Below are 15,252 nucleotides of genomic sequence, written 5' to 3'. Positions count from 1 at the left end.
CCCCCTAACCCATGATGCTTCTCATCAAAGCCGACCAGGAACACAAATACATCCACCGCCCCTTACCGCCAACTCCCTACCTGCTCGAAGAGCCCCGCGCCGCCACGGCGGCCCTGGAAGCCGCCATCCGGGCCTGCCCAAAGAAGGACTTCTCCGCCAAAGCCTCCCGCCCGACATACGCCCAGGGCTACGATTTGGGCGAGGCCATCGACAGCCCCTACCTCACCCACCGCGAAGCCGTGTGGGTGGAGCTGTGGCGCTACGAGTTCGACGCCAACACCGCCACCCAGGTGCTCACGCAGCTGCAGCGCATCATTGCCCACCGCCAGGCCTCCGGCATCGCCCCCGTGTACCACAAGGGCAAGTGCTTCTTCCCTGAGCGCCCTACGCCCCCCCAGCCATGACCGAGCTAACCACCACAACCGCCGACGGCATGCACATCACCGTGCGGATGCCCGACAACCACGAGTGGGTACGCGAGTCGCTTGAGCGCGCCTGTGCCGCCGAGGCCCGCCGCCAAATCGACACCACGCCCGCTCCTGACCCGGCCTACGCTGTACCCCGCGCCGCCGGGCTGCTCGACCTGCACCCCGAAACGCTGCGCGACTACATGCGCCTGCCCGACTACCACCCGCGCCGCCTGCACTACATGCCCGGCGAGTCCAGCCGCGGCGACCGGATTCTCCTCTCGCAAATCCACGACTGGCAGCGCCGCAACCGCACCGACGCCGAGCCGGTAGCCGCCCCCGGTGCCCGCGTCAAGCGCGGTCGCCCCTCCCGCTTCCAGCAGTAGCCCTTCCTGCAATTCCATCACCAGCAACCAGCAGCCAAATTCGGCCGCCTAAATCCCTGTTCCCTTATGTCGCAGCTACTCCCAATCGTCGGCCCTGCCGGAGCCAACCCCTACAGCCCGGAAGCCACTACTTCCGTCATCACGATTCTGAGGGTCAGAGTCAAAGACCAGCAGCTGACCTGCGAATTCACTGAGCAGCGCAATGCCGAGGCCCCACCTCGCGCCTTCGCTCTCACCTGCGCCGAGCAGGTTCACCCCGACCTGACCCACGCCCTGAGCCGCCTGGTGCCCCACCTGTGCCTGCTGGCCGAGCAGCTGATTGAGACGCCCGACTTCTGGCCCGACGAATCCGAAGAGCTACCCGCACTATTCGAGCCCTTCACCGTCACCGGATTTTCCATGGGCCGCCACCAAAGCGGTGTCACCCTCATTGGCCAGCGTGAGCTAACCGCCGGCCGGGTGCTCAACCTGACCACCCCCTACCAGTCATTCGATGACGAGCAGGGCAGCTACCCCTACACCGGCCTGTTGGAAACCACCCTGGCCACGGCCTTAAACGAAGTTGAAGCAGCCCTACGCGGCAAATGCACCGACTACCGCCAACTCAACCTCTTTGGCCAGCCCACTGAGACCGTCCCCATCCAATATGTGCCCACCCTGACGCGCGCATGAAACTTCCGGCTATCCAATTCTACCCCGGCGACTGGCACAAGGACCAGGGCGTCCAGGCCCTCGACCTCGCGCAGCGCGGGGCCTGGTTCGAGCTGCTGTTGATGATGCACGACAGCGACGAGCGCGGCGTGCTGCTCGTCAACGGCGCCCCCATGCCCGATGCCGTCATTGCCCGCCGCCTCGGTTTGGATAACCAAAGTGCCAACCAAATTCTAACCACCCTGCTGGACTTCGGCGTCGCCAGCCGCCGCGAGTCCGACGGCGCGCTGTTCTGCCGCCGCATGGTCAAGGATGAAATCCTGCGTCGGGTGCGTACTGCCGCGGGCAAAAAGGGCGGAAATCCGCTTTTGCTTAACCAAACTCCCAACCAAACGCCAACCACCGGGGATAAGCAAATTCCAACCCCTTCATTTTCATCTTCAATTACAACTTCAAAAGAAAAGAGAGAGGCGGCTGACGCCGCCCCGCCCGCTCCCAAGATTGAAAGTTTAGCTGAGGAGGTAAAGAGCAAACCTGCCGATAACCGCAGAAAGGCCGTCGTGCCCACGCTGGCCGAGGTGCAGGCCTTCGCTGCCGTTCTGCATCCCAACAGCCCCGACGCCCAAGCAGAGGCCGCCGCCTTCTGCGACCACTACGCCAGCAACGGCTGGCGCGTGAGCGGCAAAACCCCCATGGCCGACTGGCGCGCCTCGTTCCGGGGCTGGATGCGCCGCCGACCCCAGTTCCAGGCCGCCGGCCTGTCCGGCACCGGCCAGGCCGCGCCCCCGGCCCGCGCCCGCACCGCCCCCAAACCCGCCGACCCCGCCCGGTGGAGCTAACTCACCATGCCGTCCATGCAACCGTCCAAGTTCAGTGCATCCGTTCGTCCCACTGTTTCCGCGCCCACTGGTGGGCATCTGCCGCCCCAGGCCCTGGAACTGGAAGCCGCCGTACTCGGCGCGGCCCTGCTCGAAGCCCATGCCCAGCGCACCCTGCTGGTCACACTCACCACCGAGGAAGTATTCTACTCCGCCGCCCACCAGCAGGTGTACCTGGCCATCCGTGACCTCGTGCAGCAAGGCAGCCACGCCGACTTGCTTACCGTAGCCCAGCACCTGCGCGTGCGCGGCACCCTCAAACGCACCGGCGGCGCCATCTTCCTGGCTCAGCTCACCCAGCGCATCAACTCCGCTGCCCACCTCGATACGCACTGCCGCATCCTGCAGGAGCAGCACGCCCGCCGCGTCATCATCCGCGCCGGCACCGAGCTAACGGCCCACGCCTACGACGACAGTCGCGACCCGCTGGCCCTGCTCACCGACGCCCAAACCCACCTCACCACGCTTCACCGCGCCCTCGAAACCCGCCCCGGCCAGACGGCCGCCGCCGCTTTCCCGGCCACCTTCGACCACCTTGCCCACGCCGTGCAACAGCAAGGCCTTACCGGCATCCCCACCGGCCTCACCCAACTCGATGGCCTCACCGGCGGCTGGCAGCCCGGCGACCTCATCATCCTCGCCGCCCGGCCCGGGATGGGCAAAACCGCCGCTTTGCTCCACTTCGCCCGCACCGCCGCCCTCGACCACGGCCACCATACCGCCGTCTTCAGCCTCGAAATGCCCACCCTGCAACTCATGCAGCGCCTGGTAGCCAGCGAAGTCCCCGGCTACAGCAATTCCGACCTGCGCCGCGGCAACCTCCCCGGTGGCCTCGAACAGGTAGCCCACGTCCGCCAGCAGGCCCAACGCCTCCAGTCCCACGGCCACCAGCTTTACATCGACGATACCCCCGGCCTCACCATTCAGCAGCTGCGCGCCAAGTGCGCCCGCCTCCACGCCCAGCAGCCCCTGCACCTGGTCCTGGTCGACTACATTCAACTCATGCGCGGTGACACCAAAGGCAACCGTGAGCAGGAAGTAGGCAGCATCAGCCGCAGCCTGAAAGAGTTGGCTAAAGAGCTAAATGCCCCCGTCATCGCCCTCTCCCAGCTCTCCCGCGACGTGGAAAAACGTGGCGGAGAGAAGCGCCCCATGCTTTCCGACCTACGCGAGTCCGGCAGCCTAGAGCAGGATGCCGACTGCATCATCTTCCTCTGGCGCGGCGAATACTACAAAATCGCCGAGTACGAAGACGGCACCCCCACAGCTGACACCATCCTGTTCGACATTGCCAAGCACCGAAACGGCGCCACCGACGAACTCATTGCCGCCTGCAACCTGCGTCGCGGCGTATTTAGCGATTTACTATCCGCTAATCTCAATTAAGCTGTTCCCTGGCACCTGCTACGAATTGCTGTGACTGTAGCAAAATCATTCAATGGTTTTGTGAGCCTTTGCTCCTGCAATTCCGGCAACTACTTAAGCAGTGGAAGCATATAGCGCCATTTTAGTTGGTTCAAGCGTCTTCCTCAGTCAGGCTCTTTCGTCTGGCAACTTCAATATGCACCACGTCTCGCCCGTATTCAACCTTACAGTCAGAACAAGTGTAATTGGCCTGCTGGTGCCGTTGCTGCATGGGCTTTGTGCATTTATAGCAAAAGACGCGCATTCGTTCCCAATGGTAAAGCCTCTTGGCTAAATTTTCGGCAATCAAATGGTATTGCGCGTGAGTGGTTAGCATCTCGGGCGGGTATACTTTTTCCAGGTTTTCTTTTCGACGGACCAGTGCTTGCTTTGAGCAGCAACCTCCGCAGTTCGCGCAGACGTACATACCCTCTTTGTCCGGACTACCCTCAGTTCTGTATGAACACCTACTAGAATCCCTGCTGTCTATTACGCTCATGCAATAGCCGTTCAGACAGTGACTTAAGTAGACCTCTATCCCCTTAATCTCACATTCTCGGTTCGTGCATCTGAAACGATTAGCCCGGTAAAAATTGAAGTCCGATTGACCAACAGGACGCAAAATGTGGTTGCAGCACCGACACTGCAAACGTGTCAGCAGCCTGTTAACTCGATTTATCAAGCCTACGAAGCTGTAGTATGCATGGGCATCAAATGGCAATTTCAAAATATTTATAAAGTCCACTAACGTGAACTGTTGCCAGTCTTCTGTTGCTCTTCCATCTTGATTAGGCTTGAAGCATGGACGATTGCAACACCACCAAATGGGTAATTGTGAGTCAGTATCCGGCTTGTAAGCTAACCGGCCCTCACAAAGGCTGATGGCAGCTGGCTTAAGGTCAATGTTGTTATCGCCCGGGGAGTAATCATATCCAAACTTAACATTCCAGCTGACAGGCCAAGCATCCCCGAACAACTCAACCTTGTTGTCAACAACGCTGAGTGCGACGCCATCTACGAAGACCGTCTTTTTATCGGTTGATGCCGGGTACTCAATTTCCCCTATCCGGCCTTTCACGACATCTTTGCTCGGCGCACGTTTTTTTTCTACTTCGGAACGCCCTAAGCACGGAGCAAATAGAGCCTTTCCTATAAGGGTCAAGGAAGTCGTGTCTTCCCTGATGTAGCGACAGACAACCTCAACTATATCCTTCTCGGTTGGCAACGCTCCATCTTTGGCCAATAAATTAAGTACTGTCAGGGCCAAATCAAGCGAATAGTCCAAGGCTGGCCCCCCGCCTAATTCGCTACGACTGTATCTGACGATACCATTCAACTGATTTGCCGTCAACTGCAAATCCTCAGCAGCTAGCAATTTGAATGTCTTGCGCAGAAAAAGTATTTGGTCAGCTGGTGGGAGCGTAAATACCAAAAGCCGGTAGGCCTCGAAGTCGTAGTGCTCCACAACATCGGCCAGCCATAGCTTCAACATGGCGGGCGTAGTCAGCGCGGTTAACAAGCGGTTCCAAGTCTCCTGCTTCTCCTGAGTATCTGGCAGATTTGTAAGCCAGCTATGTAGAAGCTTGTCGTTCCAGCCTGACACCTGCTTAATGTGGCCTTTATTAAGCATCCAGTCCAGAAACGCCAGTCGGCCTGTTTCATTTAGCGACTTTATCAACTCATGGCCGGGTATCCAAGCAGCTTCATCACTACTTCTATCGAATCCATCGGCGCAGCGGTTAATCTCATCATAAATGTGGCCGTATGCAGGCGTTTCAATAGCCCCTGCCCGCCACAGATAGTGTTGCAATTGAGTATCACCTCCATCCAAGATACTTTTCACTAAAGCAGCGAAAGACGCTTGATTTAGCGGCGCTTTTTGCCACTTCCACCCGTTAGGATTCCAGACGACACGTATGTTAACAGGGTACTTCCCGCTTAGTTGATTTAGAAAATTAAGTACATAACTGTAAGCAGTGGTCGAATCCAGTAATTCCAGATTTATTACGCGGTGCGCCGCCGCCAACCTCAAAATGTCTTTGTTGTTGCCGTCAAACGCTACTATTCGAGCGGATTCTATCTCTAGACAGCCTGTAATCTCTTGCCAATCTAAATCGGGAAGAAATCCTGCGTTCCATAGGTTCAAGCGGTATACCGATGAGCAAGCTTTATCTACCGCCACCATCACTGACTTCATCCATTCAGGGTTGTCCGTCTGTAGAGGCTTGATTCTGTTGAGCCACTCACGCAGGCTCTCGTATTTAACCTCTGTATCTACGTTCCCCAACCGTCGCAATGCCACACCCAGTGCCAAGTAGCCTACTTCTCCACCGTCCCGGACTAACTCCAATAACACACTTTTAGGAAGCTGGTCTGCTTTCTCCTGAACCAGCTCAGGAACAGGCAGCAGCATGCCATTTGCTTCATATATCGAGGCCCCAAGCTTAACGCCCCCCACCAGTGCGAAATGTGCGCGTAGCGCGTTAGATAGCACTCGCCAGCGTTCCATACAGGAAGTACGTCCAGAAGGTGTTAGGTCGCAAACCGAAAGAAACTCATACCATTCGCGCAGCCACTTGAAGAGTGAGATACACGCCTCAACTCGCTCTGCCTCTGCCATTCCCTCAATTTTGTGGGTTGGCCACCATGCCTGTACTACTGCTTCAGCATTAGCCTGTTGTCTGCCAAGGTCAAGCAAGCCCAACATTTCCTCGCGAGGCATTTCAGCCGCCTGTTGATTCAGCGTCCTTTGATAAGCATCATCTAGCGTCGCTATGAAAAATGGTGCGTCTGCCGCATTTCCGAATCGTCCCCACAATCGCAATTTGCCTATACCCTCTAAATCTACAATCAGCCGCTCGTAGGCATAGCTTAGGTTTTGAGGTAAAAACCTCTGGACTTTTTCCAACAGTCCTTCTCCATTTGGCACATGCGCTTCTGCCTTCGCTGTCAAAATCCGCTCGATGCGGAAGGCCAAGACTTCTTCGGCGAGTTCTTGTTCCCCTAGTTGAAATAATTCATCCAACGCGGCCACACTAAATGTAGTGTAGCTCCTTCGTAGCCAAGGTAAAGCTTGTGCGGGCTTTCGCGCCCACGAAACTCGGCCGTCTGCTCCTACCGCGAATACTAGCCAATCGTTGAGATTGGGCTCGAACTTTAAAGTCTTGACATGTGCAAAAAATTCAGCCTTGCCTTTCCCTTGCTCTTTAACAAAGCCAAAACCCCGGTCAAACTCATGCCTCACTAACTGTCCGAATCGTAGCTGGTCGTCAGGTGGACCCAGTGGTTTAGCCTCAGTTTTCTTTACACTTATGCTATTTGTCGACCAACTGGCTAAAGCTTTGATTTGTGCAATGGAAACCAGAATTTCACCTCCTTCTTCATGTAGCGACGGGAATTTGTTTTCTATTCTAGCCCTAATAAGTTGCGGTGTAAGTCGGTAGATGGAAGCAATAGTGTCTAAAGAAATCAACGGCTCGGCAGAGTCATAAGAAGTAACACTTTCCCGCACAGAGGAAGCAGCTGCGAACTCTTTGCCCTCTTGAGTTGCGCCCTCCTTGAAATCTACTACTGCTCCCAATACAGGCTGTGTAGCCCCTTTGACCATTCGTTGCTCATTCACAAAAAACGGCCGCTTTAGAGCAGGGCAATAGATATAGCCAACCCACCGTGCGAGTGGCCCATCTAACTGTTTAAGGAAAAAGACCACTCCACTCAGCATAAAAAAGCATTTTAGTAGCTGCTCACTTTTTAATAGATGTCTTCTTTGTGTCCACTCACTACAAGCACTGCCCCACGTAACACAGCGTCTTCATCCTCAGCTTTAAACGCCACCCCCGTAACTGCCGCCACGGCCGCCATTGCGGCTTGGTTGGTTTCACCCTCGCAGTCGAACACGGAGTATGCCACGTACTCCGGCCCGCAGGCCAGCACGTCCACCAACTCCGGCCTGCAGCCCAGCAGCGCCGGCACTTGTTCCGTTACCCGCGCAAAGCCCGTTTTTGGGTCGGGCATACAAAGTCCGTCAGTCGGCACGACCCGCGGTGGCTGTTGAGGGAGGTAGAGGATGGCCGTCATTAGAGTAGCATAAGTTAGCATGTCCCTAATATCAAGACAAGTTGACGTTGTATGGTTTTGGCTGCTTGGCACTGGCAACCCTATTCAACACTCTACCGCTATGGATTAGAGTTGTTCTTTACACCAGCGAACAATGCTTTGTCGGAGCTTAATATCGTGGCTATTAGACGTCTCAGTTAACCAAAGTAACCGGGGTCTGTCCAATATCAAATCAAATTCGTCAGTCATTTTAGACCAATCGCCTTCACTAACGGTTTTTGGCAGCGACATACCTGGAATTGTACGATTTCCCCATAATACGAAACGACTCCAATGGTCTTGCCTAATGGGTTTTTTCGTGGCCGCATGCTTACCTGCTGCGCATTGAAGCAAAACAAAAACTTGTGAGCTGCGGCCGTCCTGTAGTGGCTTCCAGCCAACTACATCAACTCCACGGTCCTTATCATACGTCCGTGGAGGTAAGCCTATTTCCTCGAAGCACTCAGTCGCTAAGCTTGTGAGTTGCTGCTTAAGGCTCATGCTCGCTGGGTGCCCTAATATTCTAACTACACCACCTAAGTAAGTCTGTAGCGCGGCAGCAGACAGGCGCTCAAATAGCTTAGTGCCACCATCGTTCGTCTTCACTACTCCGAGGGCGGAGTAGATAAGGCACATTACATATTCAGGATGATTTCGCCACTTAACAGTTCTACTCAAGCTTACGACAGTGCCGTTGACAGCATAGAAAGAGTATGCGCCGTAAAGCCTAGCTCTTCTCTCGAGTTCGCTTAATGCAGAGTCAACTGCCGCTTCATCATTGGCATTATGCTGAGCTAGTATTTTCGAGAGGAGTTTGGACTTAGAGATTGATTTCCCCTCCACAATCACATAGAGTTCAATCCAATCAGCAATAATAGCCGAAGAGGTATAAGTTGGAATCCGTAGCATTTAACGTATTGAGTTTTTTAGTGCCTCAATAGCTTCACTGCATTCTTTTATCGCTAGTGCAATGTCTTTATCGTTTTTGTACTTGTAAGCGTAGCTTATCGACACCGAAATACTTTTCGCCGCCCCCTCTAGTTTTCTTGTGACATAGGCTTTTTCGCCATCGCTCATCTCATAGGCTGTATCTAGAGCTGACTCTGAATCAGAGTTTTTAACTAAAAATCTAGTTGCTTCCTCGCTAGCCAACACTGGAGCAAGTCGGCTACTGATTTTTCGAGAATCAGTAAGTAAGGGGCTTTTATCCCTGCCATTTCCAAAAATCCAAAGAAACAGCCTTACCAGATTTTCTACTTTATCAGTAGGAACAGTGGGCTTGCTTAAGTCCACCAGCCTCAATGCGGGCAACCCAATATATTCTCTAATTGCTGGAGAGCCAAGTGCAACTCCAACTAGAGAAAATTTACTTTTTACCGGCTTAGCATTAATCTCAGGTTCTTCCTGTGCCTGTTCCAGCAACTTGTAGCTGATGTACTGGTCGCGTATGACATCACTTCTGTCGCCAATCTGCTCTTGTATATTTTTAATTCTTTGCTTGAGCGGGATTTTTGCAAATATTGGATTCTCAATGTATTTGGCAATGTATTTAGCTATTGCATAGGCCTGCCACCGCTTGGTCCCAATAATATGCCTAACTCCTAGATAAGGTGATACTTCATCCCTATTCATGTAGAGGATGGCGGGTATTATACTTAGGTCTCCTGCGATTTTTGTCGTAGCCGGAGAAGGAAAGTCGTCGTCGACACCAACCGTATTTCTAAGTTTCCCATCAAGCAGAAGCTTAGCAGTGGCCGTTCGCCTATTGCCCTCAACTACGACAAAGCTTAGTTCCTCATCCTTGATTAGCCTTTCAAATTCAATTTGTTGGGCCTCGATTGTAGGAAATTTATTAACAGAAAAGCCTTTGGGCAGCTTTTTGGGCACAACAACAATAGGCTCCTCATCAAAATAGCCATTCGCTGCCATAGAGTAAGCAACTTCTTCCAAGTCGAACTCTTCGTAGAGTACCTTCAGGATGTCTATCTGTGTCCCGCCCTTAATATCATCACTAATGCGTGGATTCAAAGGGTCCACTTCAAGCCTACTAATCGGTATGTTGAGTTGCGGACGTTTACGTCCTGCCCCTGCAGGGGATTTTACCTCGGAAGCCAGCTTTGCCATAGAACTAAGTTGCATTAATAGAAGTGTGGAAGGCAATACACAAGTGTAAGCCACCCCCGACTATCACTAACACGAAGGTAGCATAATAGCAACGGCCCCATCATGAACTTTGGCAGTAGCATTTAGTAGACATGAAAATGCGCAAAGCAAATGGAAGCTCATGCTCAACATCAGGTCTGCTTAATAAGCAGCTACACCTCAAAGTGCGGCCGGTCCTTGAACTTCGGCCAGTCTCCGCCCCAGCCTACCCGCGCATCGGCCGCCTTCATCAGTTGCGCAAACTTCGTCAGCAGTTTAGCCGACCAACTCACCTGCCCGTTGCTCAGCAGAAAGGCCACATCCAGGGCCCGCGCCGGCACCGCATTGTGCTTGCTCTCGCCACCCCGCTTGTACGTCACCACGTTCCCCGGCTTCGTGCGCCCTTGCTCGTATAGCGCGTCCTGCGCAGCTGGGCTGCGGTACCCCTCCGTCACAATCGGACGCCCCAGCCGCGCCAGCTCCGGCCGCGCCGCCCAGGCCAGCAGCGCCCGCGCAAACGCCGCCCGCAGCTCCACGCGCACACCCGCCAGTCGGAGCGCTTGCCGGCCCGCCTGCTCCTTATTCAGCCCGACCATCGTCCACAGGCAAAGGGGGTAACACCACCGCCGGCCCTTTCACCACCGTTTCCGGCTTCTGCAGCGCCTTGCGTATCGTAGCCCAGATGGTCACGATGCCCACCAGCACTTGGATGATAAGGTGCCCGTAGCTCTCAATCTTGTCCGGGTCGGGCGGCACCAGCTCGTTTCCCGCGACTTGCCCCAACAGCGCCGTGCTGAGTATCTGGGCCATGTGGCCGACCTTCGTGCTGCCAAACATAATGCGAAGTTTTAGTGAGCGTAAAAATGCTTTTCGCAAATTTACGTTACAATTTGCAACATTGTTTGACTGCTGTACTTCACACCTGATTGTACTTATTTGGGCGCTCCCTCCGGGCCAGGCTGTCCGCCACTGCGCTTCGCTCCGGCCCTGCAGGCAGTTCCCTCTGGTCGCTTGGCTACCATCCTTAGCGCGACACTTCCGCCACCAGCGGCCCCGCTGATTCTCTCGGCTCAATCGTCCCACGCTCCGGCCCGCCTCTCTCCGCTTCCTTCGCCTACGCGGCGCTACGGCCGTCTCTCCTGACGTCGTTCCTCCCTCCGCTTGCTCCGGGCTCCGGGCGCTTCGTGCGGCCAGCCTCCGCTACCGCCAACCCACCGCACCGCCCGGCTCAACTCTTCTCCGTGGGCTCTGCGATGCTGCGCCCACTGCGCTACGTTCGCCCGGCTTGCCCCGCCACCGTGCCGCGCAGGGCCAGAAAAAGGCCCCACGCCGCCCGCTGGCTCCCCTAAAACCGGTGCAGGCCGCAGGCTGAAAAATGCCCGCCGCCTGCGGGCAAAGTTTGCGTTCAGGCCACGCAGGCAGAAGCAAGGCCCGCTCCGCGGAGTGTCTCATTGGGGAGTGCCCCAAGCCCCCGCATCTATGCCCCGGCTGAACAAAGCCCGGTCATCTTCCTCGGCCTCCGCAGCCTCCCGCTGGTCGGCCACTACCCCCTCACAAGGCCGGCTCCGCCGGGTATCCATTGGGGTCTGCCGTCCCCAAACCCGAGCTTAAAGGCATTTAGGTTTGCCTGGTCGGCCGCGCCCATATTTCCGGCACCTACCCTGTCCCACTGGTTGTAAAATATGATTTTATCAGCACGTCGGCGCTTAAAAAAACAGTAAATTATTCTACACATTGGTTGCGTATTGTTTTGTTTACAAACATTTAGTTTGTATCTTTAGTATGTAGTCCGGGAGAGGCCCGGACGCTCGCCCTACCCGGAGGCCTACGGCACGGGGCACCCACGGCTAACACATACAGCCATGCAACCCAACCAACTTTTGCAGCTCGCTGCTGCCGCCTGGAAAGGCCCCGCCCTCTGCCCATTCGCCGGCATTTGGGTCTCACAGTCCTCCGCCACTTACGACCAGGGCGGCACCTCCTGGTATATCAGCCTCAAGCTGGCCCAGCAGCCCGCCGAAGGGCAGCCCCGCCCGGATTTTAAAGGCACCGGCAAGTGCCCGTTTCACGCCCTGCGCGAGGCGTTCCGCTCCATGCGCGCTGCCCACCCCGGCTATGCCTTCGGGGCCGTGTGGGAGGTGATGAAAGCCGAGGATGAGTTTGCCGGCGTCCCCGCTCATGCCTAGCGTCGCCATTGCCCCAGCCGCGCCCGTCGTGGGTGCGGCTGCCGGCAAGCTGGCGGCCCTTCACGCCACCCTTGCCCGGCTAGCCGCCAAGTATCCACCCCGGCCACCCGCCACCCCCAGGCCAGCACCAGCGCCCGTTTCGCCGGCTGCCGTAGCTGCCACCGCCGCGCTGGCCCGCGCCCATTCGGCCATGTTCGATGCCCGCGCCGCCAAGTATGCGCTGCGCGACGACTACCGTTCCCAGGCTGGCCGCTTCGCCCGGCTGCGCGCCGCCATCATCCGCTACCGCGAGGCCCGCGCCGCCTATGCCGCCGCCGCCGCGGCCTACCACGCCAGCCCCGCCGGCGCTGCCTTACAGGCTGCCCGCGCCCGCTATCCACTTTTCTAGCCACCAGGCCCGCGCCCGCACCGGCGCGGGCCACTAACTCCCACACGTCATGCAATACGAACCAACCGAGGCCGAGCTGAACGGCCTAAGCGGCGACGAAATGGCCGCTGATGAGGCCCAGGCCACCTATTACGAGCAGCAAGAGGAATGGGAGCGCCAGGCCCACTACTACCACGAGCAGGAGCAGCAAGGGTGGGAAGATGGCGAGTACGAGCAGATGATTTTCGAGGTCGAAGGCTACTAGCCGCCCGCCTCATCCATTTTTTCACCAGGGCCGCCCGGTTCAGGCGGCCCCTTAAAACAGCCTCCATCATGTCCAAATCTGCTACTTCCTACCAGCCTCATTTGCTCGACCCGCACAGCGCCCAGCCGCAGCCGGTCAGCCCCGCCAACGGCCGCAGCTTCAAGCTGGCCGAATTGTACACGCTGCTGGATTGCCGCCTGGTCGATGTCATCCGCCTCACCCCCGAGTTGATTTTGATAATCGACGACGAGGGCAAGTTCCGCCACCCGGCCTACCTCAATCTGCTGGCGACCTACCTGTGGTACCAGCACCAGCCCGCGGCCCGCGGCCATGATTCCATCGTGGGCCGTGCCGTCCTCTGCCACGACAAGCAATTCAGATAGCACACACACGGCGACGGGGCCGGCCGCCAACAGGCCCCACCTTTTTCATTTCCAACCCCCCAACCATTTCCCATCATGTCCACCAAAGTAAAAGCTCAGCGCACCGCCACCACCGAAGCAGGTGCCGCACCCACCACCGCCCCCGAGGCTCCCGTGTTCACGCTTAGCGGCCCCGCTACTGCCGTGCCCGCCTACCTCACCGAGAAGCTGAACGAGGCCACCGGCGAGCTGGCCCAGGTCTCGCGCTTTCGCTACCTGCCCGGCCACCCGCGCCAAGTGCGCTTCGATGCCAAGGCTGGCCAGTTCAACATCGGCGGAATCACGCCGCTCGGCAGCTCGCTTTCCTTTATTCCGGTGGCCTGGCGCGTGTTCCAGGATGATATCCTGAACATGGGCCGCAAGCTGTGGGCCGAGCTGTTTTTTGCTGACGACAAAGGCGCCATCTGCGCCGTGCTCTTCCACGGCTACAGCGTCGAAAACCTGTACCGCCTCATTGAGCCGCTGTTTTACGACGACCTGACCCTGGCCGACGTGACGGTAAAGGTCACGGCCGAGAAGAAGCAGACCACCAAGGACGGCAAGACGGCCACCTACTACATCGCCCAGTTCAGCTACGAGACTGCCGACGCGGCCGAGGTAGCCGCCCGCCGCGACTTCGCCCGCGACTTTGCCATCTGGCGCGCCGAAACCTACACCGGGGCTGCTGATATGCGCATCCAGCACGGCTATATCGTGCCCACCGAGGACGACCCGCAAAGCCCGGAGCCAGCCGCTGCCGAAACAGTACCCCTTGCGCAGGCCGCCTGATGCCCCGGCCCCCACGGCGCCCGCCGTGGGGGCCACTTGGCTACCCATTCATCCAATATTTTCAGCATTGCCATGTTTCACGACCTCACGTCATACCCCGGCCTGACCCAGGAGCAGCACCGCGCCCTGCCTCACGTCTCCAATACCGACCTCTCCGAATTGAAGGCCCGGATATTAGGCCAGCTGCGCAAGCCCAACCCCCAGGCTCTGGCCTTTGGCTCCCATTTCCACAGCGCCACGCTCGAACCCGCTACTTACGCCCGCACCCAAGAGAAATGCCCCTGGCAGCAGCTGGAGCAGCTGGCCCGTCAGGTGCGCCGCCACCGCTACTGCCGCGACGTTCTGTACCGCGGCACCGCCGAGCTGACCCACACGGCCACGCACACCGCTACCGGCGTGCAGGTCAAGATTCGCCCCGACCTGGTAGTGGTTAGCCCCGCCGGCCGCCGTACCACGCTCATCGACTTCAAAACCACCAGCTGCCCCGACCTCCCGCACTTCCTGGCCAGCGCCGAGCAGTACGACTACGACCGCCAAGCCGCCCTATACCTCGATGCCCTGAGTGCCACCCGCTTTCTCATCATCGGCGTTCAGAAGAAGGCCCCTCACGCTGTTTGGCTCTTCGACGCCACCGCTACGCCCGGATTCATTGAGCAGGGCCGCAAGAAGTACACGGCGCTGTTGCGCCGCTATGCTTGCCCGAGCCGCTGATTTAATAATCTTGTAAGCTTGCACCAATCAGGCTAGCTTTGTAACTAGAGTAGCTATGCTAAAATCAATAGCGTCTGGCTAAACAATCAGATGTAGCTTCAAAGGAGAAAGAATTAAGTGGCCATCAAATTTAGAGTCCCCGAGAGTGGCTACCCAATGCCCAAGTCCCAGGCCGTCACCAAGACGATGCAGGGGAATAAAGCCAAGGACTCTAAACCTGAGCTACTGCTCCGCAAGGCACTTTGGCAAGCCGGCGCGAGAGGCTACCGGCTTCATCGCAAGGACTTGCCGGGTAAGCCCGACTTAGTGTTCACTGCTCAGCGGCTAATCGTATTTGTCCACGGCTGCTACTGGCATAGCTGCCCCATCTGCGCCATTGCGCGCCCACGCCACAACGCTACATACTGGAGCGAGAAGCTAGCCGGAAATAGTCGGCGCGACGCTACGAACGCCGACAAGCTCACTGAGCTAGGCTGGCGGGTTCACACGGTTTGGGAGTGTCAAGTTAAATCCTCGCTCAGCGAGGCTGTTCAACAAATAAAAGCTCTGCTAGCTGTTCAAGACTAGCTA

The 15,252-nt window shown here is 57.1% G+C and carries 18 protein-coding genes; 12 read left to right on the top strand and 6 right to left on the bottom strand.

The window, feature by feature from the left end:
- Nucleotides 1–11 precede the first annotated feature (11 nt).
- The 5 genes from ABD837_RS05055 (at nt 12) to dnaB (ending at nt 3,708) form a co-directional block, all read left to right on the top strand.
- On the top strand, nt 12–404 hold the full coding sequence (locus tag ABD837_RS05055) for a hypothetical protein (protein ID WP_345051071.1): 393 nt from the start codon (nt 12–14) through the stop codon (nt 402–404).
- A complete protein-coding gene (locus ABD837_RS05050) occupies nt 401–793 on the top strand; it encodes a hypothetical protein (protein WP_345051069.1) in 393 nt (130 codons plus the stop codon). The genes ABD837_RS05055 and ABD837_RS05050 overlap by 4 nt, the downstream gene beginning before the upstream one ends.
- A 66-nt stretch (nt 794–859) precedes the next feature.
- A complete protein-coding gene (locus ABD837_RS05045) occupies nt 860–1,465 on the top strand; it encodes a hypothetical protein (protein ID WP_345051066.1) in 606 nt (201 codons plus the stop codon).
- Nucleotides 1,462–2,283 (top strand): hypothetical protein, encoded by an 822-nt coding sequence (locus ABD837_RS05040; RefSeq protein ID WP_345051064.1) that lies wholly within the window; start codon nt 1,462–1,464, stop codon nt 2,281–2,283. The genes ABD837_RS05045 and ABD837_RS05040 overlap by 4 nt, the downstream gene beginning before the upstream one ends.
- A gap of 15 nt (nt 2,284–2,298) precedes the next feature.
- Nucleotides 2,299–3,708, top strand: coding sequence for a replicative DNA helicase (gene dnaB, locus ABD837_RS05035; protein WP_345051061.1), 1,410 nt, complete (start codon nt 2,299–2,301; stop codon nt 3,706–3,708).
- Nucleotides 3,709–3,838: 130 nt separating this feature from the next.
- Here the strand turns inward: dnaB and ABD837_RS05030 are convergent, their stop codons facing one another.
- The 6 genes from ABD837_RS05030 to ABD837_RS05005 all read right to left on the bottom strand — a co-directional run bounded on the left by ABD837_RS05030 (nt 3,839) and on the right by ABD837_RS05005 (nt 10,800).
- Nucleotides 3,839–7,435 (bottom strand): hypothetical protein, encoded by a 3,597-nt coding sequence (locus ABD837_RS05030; protein ID WP_345051059.1) that lies wholly within the window; start codon nt 7,433–7,435, stop codon nt 3,839–3,841.
- Nucleotides 7,436–7,476: 41 nt separating this feature from the next.
- Nucleotides 7,477–7,740 carry a hypothetical protein gene (locus ABD837_RS05025; RefSeq protein WP_345051056.1) on the bottom strand — a complete coding sequence of 88 codons (264 nt, stop codon included), beginning with the start codon at nt 7,738–7,740 and terminating at the stop codon, nt 7,477–7,479.
- 168 nt (nt 7,741–7,908) lie between these two features.
- Nucleotides 7,909–8,730: a hypothetical protein gene (locus ABD837_RS05020; RefSeq protein ID WP_345051054.1), complete on the bottom strand. Its 822-nt coding sequence runs from the start codon at nt 8,728–8,730 to the stop codon at nt 7,909–7,911.
- Nucleotides 8,731–9,945, bottom strand: coding sequence for a hypothetical protein (locus ABD837_RS05015; protein ID WP_345051051.1), 1,215 nt, complete (start codon nt 9,943–9,945; stop codon nt 8,731–8,733).
- A gap of 191 nt (nt 9,946–10,136) precedes the next feature.
- Complete coding sequence (locus ABD837_RS05010) at nt 10,137–10,559, bottom strand: M15 family metallopeptidase (protein WP_345051049.1); 423 nt, start codon at nt 10,557–10,559, stop codon at nt 10,137–10,139.
- On the bottom strand, nt 10,543–10,800 hold the full coding sequence (locus ABD837_RS05005; RefSeq protein ID WP_345051047.1) for a hypothetical protein: 258 nt from the start codon (nt 10,798–10,800) through the stop codon (nt 10,543–10,545). The genes ABD837_RS05010 and ABD837_RS05005 overlap by 17 nt, the downstream gene beginning before the upstream one ends.
- A gap of 1,025 nt (nt 10,801–11,825) precedes the next feature.
- Here ABD837_RS05005 and ABD837_RS05000 point away from each other — a divergent pair.
- The 7 genes from ABD837_RS05000 (at nt 11,826) to ABD837_RS04970 (ending at nt 15,249) form a co-directional block, all read left to right on the top strand.
- A complete protein-coding gene (locus ABD837_RS05000; RefSeq protein WP_345051044.1) occupies nt 11,826–12,149 on the top strand; it encodes a hypothetical protein in 324 nt (107 codons plus the stop codon).
- On the top strand, nt 12,142–12,537 hold the full coding sequence (locus tag ABD837_RS04995; protein ID WP_345051042.1) for a hypothetical protein: 396 nt from the start codon (nt 12,142–12,144) through the stop codon (nt 12,535–12,537). The genes ABD837_RS05000 and ABD837_RS04995 overlap by 8 nt, the downstream gene beginning before the upstream one ends.
- Nucleotides 12,538–12,586: 49 nt before the next feature.
- Nucleotides 12,587–12,781 (top strand): hypothetical protein, encoded by a 195-nt coding sequence (locus tag ABD837_RS04990; protein WP_345051039.1) that lies wholly within the window; start codon nt 12,587–12,589, stop codon nt 12,779–12,781.
- 68 nt (nt 12,782–12,849) lie between these two features.
- On the top strand, nt 12,850–13,164 hold the full coding sequence (locus ABD837_RS04985) for a DUF3846 domain-containing protein (protein ID WP_345051037.1): 315 nt from the start codon (nt 12,850–12,852) through the stop codon (nt 13,162–13,164).
- 75 nt (nt 13,165–13,239) lie between these two features.
- Nucleotides 13,240–13,971, top strand: a complete 732-nt coding sequence (locus ABD837_RS04980; RefSeq protein WP_345051034.1) for a hypothetical protein — start codon at nt 13,240–13,242, stop codon at nt 13,969–13,971.
- 72 nt (nt 13,972–14,043) lie between these two features.
- Entirely contained in the window at nt 14,044–14,682 is a 639-nt protein-coding gene (locus ABD837_RS04975; protein ID WP_345051032.1) for a PD-(D/E)XK nuclease-like domain-containing protein, read from the top strand.
- Between the two features lie 156 nt (nt 14,683–14,838).
- Entirely contained in the window at nt 14,839–15,249 is a 411-nt protein-coding gene (locus ABD837_RS04970; protein WP_345051029.1) for a very short patch repair endonuclease, read from the top strand.
- Nucleotides 15,250–15,252 lie beyond the last annotated feature (3 nt).

This window comes from Hymenobacter glaciei (assembly GCF_039539585.1).
GTDB classification, from domain to species: Bacteria; Bacteroidota; Bacteroidia; order Cytophagales; family Hymenobacteraceae; genus Hymenobacter; species Hymenobacter glaciei.
The sequence above is the reverse complement of the archived record's forward strand: the minus strand, read 5'-3'. Positions and strand labels throughout refer to the sequence as shown.